Origin of the sequence: Micromonospora luteifusca (assembly GCF_016907275.1) — a bacterium.
GTDB classification, from domain to species: Bacteria; Actinomycetota; Actinomycetes; order Mycobacteriales; family Micromonosporaceae; genus Micromonospora; species Micromonospora luteifusca.
In genome coordinates this window covers 4,116,333-4,128,769 of record NZ_JAFBBP010000001.1, presented here as the reverse complement: position 1 = coordinate 4,128,769, position 12,437 = coordinate 4,116,333, and the positions used below count along the sequence as shown (strand labels likewise).

The 12,437-nt window shown below is 71.3% G+C and carries 12 protein-coding genes; 6 read left to right on the top strand and 6 right to left on the bottom strand.

Annotated features, from left to right (window positions below; translation table 11 throughout):
- Positions 1-15: 15 nt before the first annotated feature.
- The 3 genes from JOD64_RS18835 to mca all read right to left on the bottom strand — a co-directional run bounded on the left by JOD64_RS18835 (position 16) and on the right by mca (position 3,959).
- Entirely contained in the window at positions 16-2,556 is a 2,541-nt protein-coding gene (locus tag JOD64_RS18835; protein WP_239559576.1) for a putative bifunctional diguanylate cyclase/phosphodiesterase, read from the bottom strand.
- Between the two features lie 179 nt (positions 2,557-2,735).
- The gene (locus tag JOD64_RS18830; protein ID WP_204943415.1) at positions 2,736-3,029 is read right to left on the bottom strand and encodes a hypothetical protein; all 294 of its coding nucleotides are present in this window, start codon (positions 3,027-3,029) and stop codon (positions 2,736-2,738) included.
- Between the two features lie 48 nt (positions 3,030-3,077).
- Positions 3,078-3,959, bottom strand: a complete 882-nt coding sequence (gene mca / locus JOD64_RS18825) for a mycothiol conjugate amidase Mca (protein WP_204943414.1) — start codon at positions 3,957-3,959, stop codon at positions 3,078-3,080.
- A gap of 202 nt (positions 3,960-4,161) precedes the next feature.
- Between mca and JOD64_RS18820 the strand changes: the two genes are divergently transcribed.
- Both JOD64_RS18820 and greA read left to right on the top strand, forming a co-directional pair.
- Positions 4,162-4,602 (top strand): DUF4307 domain-containing protein, encoded by a 441-nt coding sequence (locus tag JOD64_RS18820; protein ID WP_204946138.1) that lies wholly within the window; start codon positions 4,162-4,164, stop codon positions 4,600-4,602.
- 156 nt (positions 4,603-4,758) lie between these two features.
- Positions 4,759-5,256: a transcription elongation factor GreA gene (greA, locus tag JOD64_RS18815; RefSeq protein ID WP_110562546.1), complete on the top strand. Its 498-nt coding sequence runs from the start codon at positions 4,759-4,761 to the stop codon at positions 5,254-5,256.
- Positions 5,257-5,317: 61 nt separating this feature from the next.
- Here the strand turns inward: greA and ilvA are convergent, their stop codons facing one another.
- From ilvA to JOD64_RS18800, 3 genes are all read right to left on the bottom strand, one after another.
- The gene (gene ilvA / locus JOD64_RS18810; protein WP_204943413.1) at positions 5,318-6,538 is read right to left on the bottom strand and encodes a threonine ammonia-lyase; all 1,221 of its coding nucleotides are present in this window, start codon (positions 6,536-6,538) and stop codon (positions 5,318-5,320) included.
- A 102-nt stretch (positions 6,539-6,640) separates the two neighbouring features.
- On the bottom strand, positions 6,641-8,050 hold the full coding sequence (locus tag JOD64_RS18805; RefSeq protein ID WP_204943412.1) for an amidase: 1,410 nt from the start codon (positions 8,048-8,050) through the stop codon (positions 6,641-6,643).
- Positions 8,051-8,062: 12 nt separating this feature from the next.
- Complete coding sequence (locus tag JOD64_RS18800) at positions 8,063-9,205, bottom strand: cystathionine gamma-synthase (RefSeq protein ID WP_204943411.1); 1,143 nt, start codon at positions 9,203-9,205, stop codon at positions 8,063-8,065.
- A gap of 91 nt (positions 9,206-9,296) precedes the next feature.
- Between JOD64_RS18800 and JOD64_RS18795 the strand changes: the two genes are divergently transcribed.
- The 4 genes from JOD64_RS18795 to JOD64_RS18780 all read left to right on the top strand — a co-directional run bounded on the left by JOD64_RS18795 (position 9,297) and on the right by JOD64_RS18780 (position 12,260).
- Positions 9,297-9,719 (top strand): HIT family protein, encoded by a 423-nt coding sequence (locus JOD64_RS18795; protein WP_204943410.1) that lies wholly within the window; start codon positions 9,297-9,299, stop codon positions 9,717-9,719.
- Between the two features lie 76 nt (positions 9,720-9,795).
- Positions 9,796-10,458, top strand: coding sequence for a peptide-methionine (S)-S-oxide reductase MsrA (msrA, locus tag JOD64_RS18790; RefSeq protein WP_204943409.1), 663 nt, complete (start codon positions 9,796-9,798; stop codon positions 10,456-10,458).
- A 366-nt stretch (positions 10,459-10,824) separates the two neighbouring features.
- Positions 10,825-11,754, top strand: a complete 930-nt coding sequence (locus tag JOD64_RS18785) for a ribonuclease Z (RefSeq protein ID WP_204943408.1) — start codon at positions 10,825-10,827, stop codon at positions 11,752-11,754.
- Positions 11,751-12,260, top strand: a complete 510-nt coding sequence (locus JOD64_RS18780) for a GNAT family N-acetyltransferase (protein ID WP_204943407.1) — start codon at positions 11,751-11,753, stop codon at positions 12,258-12,260. Before JOD64_RS18785 ends, JOD64_RS18780 begins: the two co-directional genes overlap by 4 nt.
- Positions 12,261-12,437: the final 177 nt, after the last annotated feature.

The following is a 12,437-nucleotide window of genomic DNA, read 5'->3' as shown; positions in this document are numbered from 1 at the left end:
TGCCTCCGGGTGAGGTCAGGAGGCGCCGTCGGCGCGGAGCCGGAACACATTCGACTCCGCCGAGTCGCGTAGCGACCCCAGGACCGCGCCGATCTTGTCCGCCGGCATCGGCTTGAAGAAGTGGTAACCCTGCGCGGAGGTGCAACCCAGCTCGGTCAGGGCCATCCGCTGCTCGGCGGTCTCCACCCCTTCGGCGACCACGCGCAGCCCCAACTCGTGGGCGAGGCCCACGGTCGTCCGTACGATCGCCGCCGCCTCCGGGGAGTCGGCCATCCGGATCACGAAGGAGCGGTCCACCTTCAACTCGTCCACCGCGATCCGGGTGAGGAAGGTCAGCGACGAGAAGCCGGTGCCGAAGTCGTCGACCGCGAGTTGCACGCCCATCGACCGGAGCGTGGCCAGCACCTCGTCGATGACCTCCAGCTCACTCATCACCACCGTCTCGGTGATCTCCAGGACGAGCCGGTGCGGCGGCACCTGATGGCGGCGCAGCGCCTCGGCGATCTCCGCCGGCAACCGGGGGTCGAGCAGGCTGCGCGCCGACAGGTTGACCGAGATCGGGACGTCCAGACCTTCCCGGGCCCAGCCGGCGGCCACGCTGAGGGCCTTGTCCAGCACGTACCGGGTGAAGGTGCCCAGTTGCTCGCTGTTCTCCACCGGCCGGATGAAGTCGGCCGGGCTCAGCCACCCACGGCGGGGATGCTGCCAGCGGATCAGCGCCTCCACACCGGTGGGCGCGCCGGTGGCCAGGTCGACCGCCGGTTGCAACGCCAGCACCAGCTGATCGTCGACCTTCAGCGCCTCGCGTAGCTCCGCCAGCAGGGCGAGCTGGTCGGTGCTGGCCGCGTCGCGAGTGCCGTCGTACGCGGCGACGTTGCCGCCGCCCTCCTTGGCCTGGTACATCGCGATGTCGGCCCGGCGCAGCAACTCGGTCAGATCGGCGGTGCCGGCGTCGGCCACCACCACCCCGACGGAGACTTCTATCGACATCCGTACGCCGGCCACCTCGGTCGGGGCGGCCAGCCGCTCGGCGATCTCACGGGCCTGGCGCAGTGCGTGGGCCATCGGGGCGGCCCGGTCACCGAGCACCGGCACGGCGGTGAGCAGCAGCGCGAATTCGTCGCCGCCGAGCCGGCCGAGCAGGTCGCCCGGACGGGCCAGCGCGCTGAGCCGGTTCGCGGTCAGCCGCAGCAACTGGTCACCGGCGGCGTGACCGAGTGTGTCGTTGACTTCCTTGAACTGGTTGATGTCCAGCAGCAGCAACGCCACCGGGTGATCGTGCGCGAGCTGCCGCAGCGACTGATCGCCCTTGCCGAGCATCGCCGCCCGGTTGGCCAACCCGGTGAGCGGATCGTGCACCGCCTCGTACGACGAACGGGCGGTCACCAGCCGCAGCTCGCGGTGAGTTGCGGCGTCGTGCAGCGCGGCGGCCAGCGCGTCGCCAAACGCGGCCACCGCGTCGCGTTCCCGGGCGTTGGGCGGGGCAGCACGGGGGAACCGGACCCGCAGCCGACCGACCGGGGCGGCGCCGACCGACAGTTCCCGGCTCAGCTCGTGCTCGTCCGGCACCGACCGGTCCGGGGGGTCCGGGGGGTCCGTCTCACGGTCGACGAGTTGGCCGCCGGCGTCGCCTCGGTACCGATGCCACCGGCCGTCGCTCCGAGCCACGTCGACGTCGACCAGTTCGGCGTTGAACAGCGCCAGCGCCCCGGTGACCGCCGCGCTGGCCACACCTCGTTCGTCGAGCTGGTTGAGGGCTGCCGTGGCTTCGGCGAAGGCTCGCCAGGTGCGGCGCTCCTGATCGGAGCGCAGCCGGTAGCGGTAGGTCTGCTGCAGCAGCCAGAGCAGCGGCGGCAGCAACAGCAACCAGCGTGCGTCGAGCTCCAGCAGTGCCACCACCACGAGACCGACCGCTACGTTGCCGACGAACATCATGATCTTGCCGCGCAGCGCGGCGAGCAACGGCGGCCCGATGGGCAGCCCGTGCCGCAGCCCCAGCGTCACCCCACCGAGCCAGGCGGTCACCAGGAGGTAGGTCACCGACCCGGCGATCACGGCCACCGCCAGCATCGGGGTGGGCTGGGCGAGCAACGGCCGGCCGAGCGCGGTGGCCACGGAGACGGCCAGTGCCGACGCGGCGGCCAGCGACGCGGCGATCCGGACGATCTCCAGGGCCGGACGGCGGTCGTTGTGCAGCGAGAGCATCGTCCAGGCCAGGCCGGCGCCGAGCAGCGTGGCAGACGGCAGCCAGCCGGCCGGCGTCAGATGGAGGCAGACGATCAGCGCGGCCTCGCCCCAGGTGATGCTGACCATGCCCGCGGCTGAGCGGAACCGCAGCCGGGCGAGCTGGGCGAGAGCGAGGACGGCGACAGCGATGCCGAACCGCGCCGGACCGCCGAGGGGGTCGTCGGCCGGCAGCCTGGCCGGGAGGGTCAACCCGACCACGGAGGCGACCAGGGCGGTCAGGGTGACGGCGGCGGTGAGCACGAGCAGGCGGCCCGGCGTGCCTCGCACCCCGAGCCGGTCGAATGGGTCACCGGCCGGCCCGGAGGTCATCGACCTCCCCCGTCAGCCGACCGACCGACGTCGCGGCGGGCGGCCGGTGCTGTGCTGGTCATCGGCGCCCCCTCCCGCACACGGCTCGGGGACTTTTGGTCCCCCCGGCGGAAGGCTAAGCCAAACCGGGTGGCCGCAACAGGGGGCGACCAACCGGTTCGGCGTGAATCACGTGCTGACTACCCGTTCCGGTGCTGCTGGTGACCATTGGGACCGGGCGTGGATGAATCATGCCCTCCGGTCCCGTCTGTCGGATCGGCGACTGCGGCATCGGCCCTGGTCGGATCGGCCGGCCCCGTCTGCTGCGGGAACCGGTCAGGCAGGCGGCGCAGCCGCGCGTTCATGTTGCGGATCAGCAGGATGGTCGCGGCGGCCAGCAGCAGGATGAGGAAGAGGCCCATCGGCCCGGCCAGACCACCCGTGCGGGTGTCCCCGAAGTTGTTCTCCGCGAGCACCTGGGCAGCGGTCAGCATGACGTTCCTCCGATGTGCGATTGGTAACCAGCGTAGCCCCGCCTGGGATCAGCGTGCGTGCGCCGTCTCCCGCACGCCCGCGAAGAGATCGGACTCGGGCAGCGGGCTGTCGACAACTGAGCGGGCCAGCTCGAAATCCTCGGTCGGCCAGGCGTGGCGCTGCAGCTCCATCGGAACGTGGAACCAGAAGCCGTCCGGGTCGACCTGGGTGGCGTGGGCGCGCAGCGCGTCGTCGCGGACCGGGAAGTATTCGGAGCACTCCACCCGAGTGGTGATCCGCGGGCCCTTGTCCGGCCGGTCCTCCCAGCGCTTGAGCCACTCCTCGTACGGCGACTCCTTACCCGCGGCCAACATGCCCTCGTGCAGGGCCATGATCTTGGCCTTGGAGAAGCCGATGTCGTAGTACAGCTTCAGTGGCTGCCAGGGCGCACCCAGCTCCGGGAAGCGCTCCGGGTCACCGGCGGCCTCGAACGCGGCCACCGTCACCTTGTGGCACATGATGTGGTCCGGGTGCGGGTAGCCGCCCTCTTCGTCGTACGTGGTCACCACGTGCGGACGGAACTCGCGCATCAGCCGCACCAGTGGACCGGCGGCCACCTCGACGTCCTGCAGGGCGAAACAGCCCCCGGGCAGCGGTGGCAGCGGGTCGCCCTCGGGCAGCCCGGAGTCGACGAAGCCGAGCCATGCCTGCTCGACGCCGAGGATCGCCCGGGCGGCGTCCATCTCGGCGCGACGGATCTCGCCGATGTTGGCCCAGACGTCGGGGCGGTCGAGCTTGGGGTTGAGCACGCTGCCGCGCTCCCCGCCGGTGCACGTCACGACCAGGACATCCACGCCCTCGGCGACGTACTTGGCCATGGTCGCCGCACCCTTGCTCGACTCGTCGTCGGGATGCGCGTGCACGGCCATGAGACGCAGCTGCTCTGCCAACTTCGGCACTCCTCGTCTGTGCCGGCCGGTGGACCCGACCGGGCTCGACCGGCTGACCTGCCGGGATCGTTCCTCATCGCACCCTGTCGCCGGCCAGCGCCGCAGGGAGTGACCTGCTATTCCTGCCGCTGGACCGGGTGGGAGGATGGACTCTGTCATTCTTGCCGATGCCGCCGACAACAACGCCAGGAGATACCCGCCGGTGACCGAGACGCACACCACAATTTCAGCAGGTGCTCCGGTTTTTCCGGCCGGGCGCTACGGCCGTCGGCGGGAGTCCGGCGGCAAGCGCCGTCGTACGCTGCTGGCCGCGCTGGTGCTGGTGGCACTCGTGTCGACGCTGACCGTGATCTCGTTCCGGCTCTACCGCCAGTACGGCGATCCGCTCTACGACGCCCAAGTGATCACGTACACCGACATCACGGACAGTCAGGTGGTGGTCGACTTCCGGGTGACCGTGCCGCCGGGCGGATCGGCGGTCTGCGTGCTGCGGGCCCGAACCCACGCGGGTGCCGAGGTGGCCCGTGACCAAGTCACCGTGACCGCCGAGCCCGGCAACCGGCACGTCACGACCCGGCACCGCCTGGCCACCACCGAGCGGCCGTTCATCGGCGAGGTCCTGCGCTGCCAACCTCCGTCCTGAGCTGCCCAAACGGCTCTGCGAACGAGGCCCGCAACGCGCCTACCCCCGGTGTCGGACCCGGACACCGGCGGTGATGGCCGACACGCTGTGTCGTACCGCACTGGTAACTTGGTAGTTCACCTGTCAGCCAGCCACGCACAACTGAGGAGAACGCCTGTGTCCACTGGCAACGAGGCGCCCGCCACCTGGCTGTCGCAGGACGCGCACGACCGCCTCCAGGCCGAGCTCGACGAGCACATCGCCAACCGTCCGGCAATCGCCGCCGAGATCAACGCTCGGCGCGAGGAGGGCGACCTGCGGGAGAACGGCGGCTACCACGCCGCCCGCGAGGAGCAGGGCAAGGCCGAGGGTCGTATCCGCTACCTGCAGGAGCTGCTGCGCACCGCGAAGGTTGGCGAGGCGCCGACGGCGGACGCGGTGTCGCCGGGCATGGTCGTGACGATCTACTTCGACGACGACGCCAACGACACCGAGACCTTCCTGCTCGGTTCGCGGGAGATCGCGGCCACCACCGACCTGACCGTCTACAGCCCCGAGTCTGCGCTCGGCAAGGCGATCCTGGGCGGCCGACCTGGGCAGACCTGCACCTACACGGCGCCGAGCGGTGCCGACATCAAGGTGACCGTGGTCAGCTTCGAGCCGTTCTCCGGCTGACCGTCGCCGGCCGCACGACCCCGCTCAGCAACACCGCACCCGAGGCGTGGCACCACCGGTGTCACGCCTCGGCGGCGAAGACCACCTGGTAACCGCTGGCGCGCAACGCGCTGATCAGGGTGTCCGAGTGCTCCACGCCCCGGGTTTCCACCGACAGCGCCACCTCCACCTCGCCGAGGCTGAGGTGCGGGTTCGCCCGCTGGTGCTCGACGTCCACCACGTTGGCCCGGTGCTCGGCGATCTGGCTGAGCAGCGACGCGAGTTGCCCCGGCCGGTCCGAGCAGCGCACGGTCACCCGCAGATAGCGACCCGCGGCGGCCAGGCCGTGCTCGATCACCCGCATCATCAGCAGCGGGTCGATGTTGCCGCCGGAGAGCACCGCGACCACCGGCGTCTCCACCTCGACCACGCCGGCCAGCAACGCGGCGACGCCGACCGCCCCGGCCGGCTCGACCACCTGCTTGCCGCGCTCCAGGAGCATCAACAGGGCCCGGGAGATGTCTTCCTCGGAGACCGTCACGATCTCGTCGACCAGCTTGCGCACGTGGTTGAAGGTGATCTCCCCCGGCCGGCCGACCGCGATGCCGTCGGCGATCGTGGAGAAGGCGCGCAGCCGCACCGGCTCCCCGGCCACCAGCGAGGGCGGAAACGCCGCCGCGCCGGCCGCCTGGACGCCGATGATCCGGACGTCCGGCCGCAACGCCTTCGCGACCACCGCCATGCCCGAGATCAGTCCGCCACCACCGACCCCGGTGATGATTGTCTTCACCTCCGGGCACTGTTCGAGGATCTCCAGCGCCACCGTGCCCTGACCGGCGATCACATCGTGGTGGTCGAACGGGTGGATCAACACGGCGCCCGTGCGCTCCGCATACGTCTGAGCGGCGACCAGCGACTCGTCGACGGTGTTGCCGGCCAACTCGACCTGTGCGCCGTACCCCTTGGTGGCGGCCACCTTCGGCAGCGGCGCGTTGACCGGCATGAAGACGGTGGCGTGTGTGCCGACCAGGCCGGCGGCGAGGGCCACGCCCTGCGCGTGGTTGCCCGCGCTCGCCGCGACCACGCCGCGCTCCCGCTCCGCCGCCGACAACCGGGAGATTCGCACGTACGCGCCGCGCACCTTGTAGGAGCCGGCGCGCTGCACGTTCTCGCACTTGAGCCAGGTCGGCCCGCCCAGCGCCGCGCTGAGCGGGCGGGAGGGCTCCAGCGGGGTGGTCCGGATGACACCTGCGAGCAACTCCCGTGCGGCCCGCACGTCGTCGAGACCGACCAGTTCCGTCATGCCCCCGATCGTGCCACCCGCCTCCCGAGCTGTCGGCGGCGACACCGGGGGTTGCCCGGGGTGGGCTCGCTGGGCAGCGCTGACCCGCGCACCCGGTGACGATCAGGCAGTGGCTGGGGACCCCGTGCCGACCCTGGGGTAACCGGGGGCGTGGCGTGCCCACGGAGCGGCCATCTCGAACTGGCCGGCCACACCGAGCAGCAGCAGCTCCGAGCCCGGCGGACCGACCAGTTGCACGGCGACCGGCAGGCCGTCCGGACGGCGGCCGACCGGCACCACGACCGCCGGCAGGCCGGCGATGTTCCACGGCGCGGCGTACGGGGCGTACCGGATGTTGGCTGTCATGTTCGCCCGCCAGGACCTCTCCGACCAGCGTGCCGCCTCCGGCGGTGCGGTGGCCAGCGCCGGGGTGAGCAGCAGGTCCACCGAGTGGTCGGTGAAGAAGTCCACCGACCGTTGCCGCCAGGCGGCCCGGTCAGCCTCCCGCACGTAGCCGCGACGCTGCGCCCATTCGCCGAGCGCGACGTGCCGCCGGGTACGCCGTTGCAGGCCACGTCGGTCCAACCCGGAGGCCCGGACGTCGGTGGCGGCGGCGGCGAACCAGGTGGCGATGCCCTGCAGGCCCAGCGCGGTGGGATAGACCGGATCGGCTGGCACCGTGTCGTGCCCGGCAGCGGCGAGAAGCCGGCCGGCGGCGGCGACGGCGTCCCGGTTGGGCGCGTCCGGTGCGACGCCGCGCACCGGGGAGCGCAGCGAGACGCCCACCCGTAGCCGCTGCGGCGGGACCAGCTTCTCGGGACGCCGGCCGGCGAGCACCGAGAAGCCGACCGCCGCGTCGGCGACGGTGCTGGTCAGCATGCCGTGCTCGGTGAGGCCGAACCAGTCGTCCGCGCCGAGCTGGCAGGGCACCACGCCCCGACCGGGCTTGAGCCCGACCAGCCCGCAGCAGGCCGCGGGGATGCGGATCGAGCCGAGACCGTCGTTGCCGTGGGCGATCGGCACCAGCCCGGCGGCCACTGCGGCGGCGGCGCCACCGGAGGACCCGCCAGGGGTACGCGTGCTGTCCCACGGGTTGCGGGTCACCGCGCTGTCGTCGTCGGTCAGCGCCCACAGCCCCAGCTCGGGCATCCGGGTCACACCGAGGATCACCGCGCCGGCGCCGCGCAACCGACGCACCACCTCGTGGTCAGCCTCCGCGACGTCGGTGCGCGCGGCCGCCGAGCCGTTCCAGGTGGGCAGACCGGCGACCGGAGTGTTCTCCTTGACCGCCACCGGCACCCCGGCCAGCGGCAGGTTGGCTAGGTCCTCCTGCTCGTCGACCTTCTCCGCCTCGGTGATCGCCTCGCCGCCGCGCACGGCACGGAACGCGGCCAGCTCACGGTCGGCACGGCCGATGTACTCGAGGTGGTCGGCGACGACCTGGGTGGCCGACACGTCACCCCGGCGCACGCCCCGGGCGATCTGCTTGGCGGTCGCCCCGACCCAGGTCGCCATGATGTCCTGCACGGCCATCCTCCCCAGCGGTCAGCCCAACGCCTGCTCCAGATCAGCGAGTAGGTCGTCGACCGTCTCGATGCCGACAGACAGTCGCACGAGATCGCCGGGAACTTCAAGCGGCGAGCCGGCAGCACTTGCGTGTGTCATCCGACCCGGATGCTCAATCAGGGATTCCACGCCGCCCAGCGACTCGGCGAGCACGAAGAGCTTGGCCCGGTTGCAGATGTCCACGGCGTGGTCCTCACCGCCGGCGGCGCGGAACGAGATCATGCCGCCGAACCGGCGCATCTGCTTCGCGGCCACCTCGTGACCAGGGTGCGAGGGCAGCCCGGGGTAGATCACCTCGGCCACCTTGGCGTGCCCGTCGAGGTACGCGGCGAGCCGCTCGGCGTTGTCGCAGTGCCGGTCCATGCGTACCCCGAGGGTCTTGATGCCGCGCAGGGTGAGCCAGGCGTCGAACGGGCCGTTGATCGCGCCCATCGCGTTCTGGTGGTAGCGCAACTCCTCGCCGAGTGCGGCGTCGGCAACGACGAGCGCGCCACCGACCACGTCGGAGTGCCCGCCGATGTACTTGGTGGTGGAGTGCACCACCACGTCCGCGCCGTGCGCGATCGGCTGCTGCAGGTACGGCGAGGCGAAGGTGTTGTCCACCACCAGCAGCGCGCCCGCGTCGTGTGCCACGGAGGCCAGGGCGGCGATGTCGGCGATGCCGAGCAGCGGGTTCGTCGGCGTCTCCAGCCAGACGATCTTCGTGCGACCGGGCTGCACGGCCGCCCGGATCGCGGCCGGGTCGGAGACCTTGGCCGGGGTGAACTCCAGGCCCCAGCGCTGGGCGACGCGGGCGAACAGCCGGTACGTGCCGCCGTACGCGTCGTCCGGGATCACCACGTGGTCGCCCGGTTGGCACACGGCCCGCAGCAGGGTGTCCTCGGCCGCCAGGCCGCTGGCGAAGGCGAGCCCCACCGGCCCGCCCTCCAGCGCCGCGAGGCACTCCTGGAGCGCGTCGCGGGTCGGGTTGCCCGAGCGGCTGTACTCGTAGCCGAGGCGGGGCGCGCCGACGGCGTCCTGCGCGTACGTGCTGGTCTGGTAGATCGGAGGAATCACCGCGCCGGTACGGGCCTCAGGGTCCTGACCGGCGTGGATGGCGAGCGTCTCGAAGCCGTGACTCATTCTGGTGAGGCTAGTGCCCGTCGGAGAGGGCTGGAACGGAACCCACGCTCCCGCGGCTGTCGTTGCCGGGACGCCCGCCTAGCCTGGGCCGATGAGCGGTTGCGTGTTCTGCGGGATCGTCGCGGGTGAGGTGCCGGCCTTCCGGGTCGCCGACACCCCGGACGGGGTCGCGTTCCTGGACACCCGGCCGGTGTTCAAGGGGCACGTGCTGGTGGTGCCCCGGGTCCATCTGGTGACCCTGGCCGAGTTGCCGCCCGACCTGCTGCCCGGATACTTCGCGCTGGTGCGGCGGGTGGCGGTGGCCGTGGAGACCGGTCTCGGGGCTGGTGGGACGTTCGTGGCGATGAACAACAAGGTGTCCCAGTCGGTGCCCCACCTGCACACCCATGTGGTTCCCCGGACGAAGGGGGACGGGCTGCGCGGGTTCTTCTGGCCACGCACCCGCTACGACGACGACACCCAGGCCCAGACGTACGCCGACCAGGTCGCCGCCGCTCTCCCGGGCGGGGCCTGACTCACGCGTGCACGGGTAAGGAAGGAAGACCCACCGGTGTTACACGCTGGGAGAGGTACGAGAGGAGATCCCCACCGTGTTCTTGCGCCGTATGAACGCCGAGATGATTTCGCCCGACCAGGCCCTGCCGGGCCGCCCGATCGCCATGCCGGTCGCCGACCGGCACGAGGTGCTGGGCACCCCGCTGAAGGGCCCGTTCCCCGAGGGTCTGCAGGTCGCCGTCTTCGGCATGGGCTGCTTCTGGGGGGCCGAACGGCTGTTCTGGACGCTGCCCGGCGTTTACACCACCTCCGCCGGCTACGCCGGTGGCATCACCAGGAACCCGACGTACGAGGAGACGTGTTCCGGCCGGACCGGGCACGCCGAGGTCGTCCAGGTGGTGTACGACCCAAGCAAGATCACTTATGAGGACCTGCTGAAGGTCTTCTGGGAGAACCACGACCCGACCCAGGGCATGCGCCAGGGCAACGACGTGGGCACCCAGTACCGGTCGGCGATCTACACGACCACGGACGAGCAGCGGGCCATCGCCGAGTCGTCCCGGGACGCCTTCCAGCCGATCGTGAAGCGGGCCGGCAAGGGTGAGATCACCACCGAGATCGCTCCGCTCGGCAGCTACTACTTCGCCGAGGACTACCACCAGCAGTACCTGGCCCCGACAAAGAACCCGAACGGTTACTGCAACCACGGCCCGAACGGGCTGAGCTGCCCGGTCGGCGTGGCCCGTACCGCTGGCTGAAACCTGTCGTTCAGTTCCGGGCTACCAAACCCGCAGCGTCCTCGACAGCTGAGCTTCCCACTTTGCCTGTGATTCAAATCCGTTGCGGAGCCTGGCCGGGACTCGATAGCGTGGCCGTACACGTGAAAGGAGGTGGTCCAGACTTGTATAGCAATCGGACTCGTGAGGTGGCTGTCAGCTAGCCGCTGTCCTCGACAGTGATCGGTCCGCCGCAAGGCGGGCATTAGCACCATCGTCGGGACCGTGTGGCAGCGGTGCGGCGAATCCACGACAGCCACCCGACCCCCGGGGTGCCGGCCAAGTCCAGCCGGCCCGCGCACCAGCGCGGAGCGCCCCGGGGGTCGCTCCATATCCGGAGGACCGGCGATGTCCATGCGCGAACTGGTGGTGCTGGGGACGGCCAGCCAGGCGCCGACACGCCAGCGCAACCACAACGGGTACGTGCTGCGGTGGGACGACGAGGTGATCCTCTTCGACCCGGGTGAGGGCAGTCAGCGCCAACTCCTGCACACCACGGTCACCGCCACCGACCTGACCCGGATCTGCGTCACCCACTTCCACGGCGACCACTGCCTCGGCCTGCCCGGCACCATCCAGCGGCTCTCCCTGGACCGGGTGCCACACCCGGTCGCGGTGCACTTCCCGGCTGGCGGTGCCGAATACTTCGCCCGACTCCGGCACGCCACCTCCTTCCACGAGACCGCCGAGCTGCGGGTCACCCCGATCGAGGCGGACGGCCAGCGCATCGCCCTGAGCTGCGGCACGCTGGAGGCACGCCGACTACGGCACCCCATCGAGACGTACGGCTACCGGCTGGTCGAGCCGGACGGCCACCGGATGCTGCCGGAGAAGCTGACCGCGTACGGCATCGCCGGGCCGGCCGTCGGCGAACTGATCCGCGTCGGACACCTGGACCTGGACGGACGCCGCATCACCCGCGACGAGGTGAGCGTGCCCCGGCCGGGGCAGCGGTTCGCGTTCGTGATGGACACCGGCCTCTGCGACGGCGTGTACGCCCTCGCCGAGCACGCCGACCTGCTGGTCATCGAGTCGACGTTCCTGGAGTCGGAGACCGCGCTCGCCGCCGAAGTCGGCCACCTGACCGCGGCGCAGGCCGCCCGGGTGGCGACCGAGTCCGGGGTACGCCGGCTCGTGCTCACCCACTTCTCCCAGCGCTACAGCGACCCGCGCCGGTTCCACGACGAGGCACGCGCGCACTTCGACGGTGACCTGATCATCGCCGAGGACCTGACCACGGTGCAGCTCCCACCCCGCCGGGTAGCCTCGGCCGAGTGACCGTCACGCTCCGCCCCGCGACCGATGCCGACCTGATGGCGGTGGGTGCCCTGCACCAGCGCTCCCGGGTCGCCGCGTACTCGGCCTTTCTGCCGGCCGAGGCGTTGGCGAACCCGACGCCGGAGGCGATGGGGCAGTACTGGACCGAGCGGTGGCACTGGGAACGGGACACGCACCGGCTGATCGTGGCCGAGCGGGCCGGGGCGTTGGTCGGGTTCAGCCACCTGGGCCCGGACGACGAGGACGACCCGGCCACCGGGCTGCTCAACGCACTGCACCTCGAGCCGGCCGAGCAGGGTCGCGGCACCGGCCGCACCCTGATGGTGGACGCCTTGGACGCCATGCGGGCCCGGGGCTGGCGGCGCGCCGCGCTCTGGGTGCTCCGGGACAACGCCCACGCCCGCGCCTTCTACCAGCGCGGCGGCTGGACGTCGACGGGCGTGGAGCGCGCAGAGCACATCGGCACGGCCCTCACCCCGCAGGTCCGCTACGCCCGCCCCCTCTGAACTGCCCAGCCCGGAAGCAGACCGACCGCCCTGAGCAGGGGTGTCCGGTGCCGATCTGCGGGTGGTGGAGAAAGGGCTGGCTCCGCCATGTCGATGCGCTGTTGAGCGGTATACCGCAGAGGTATGAATATGACTCTGAGGTATACCGCTCACTACCGCATCCGCCCCCCACGGAGG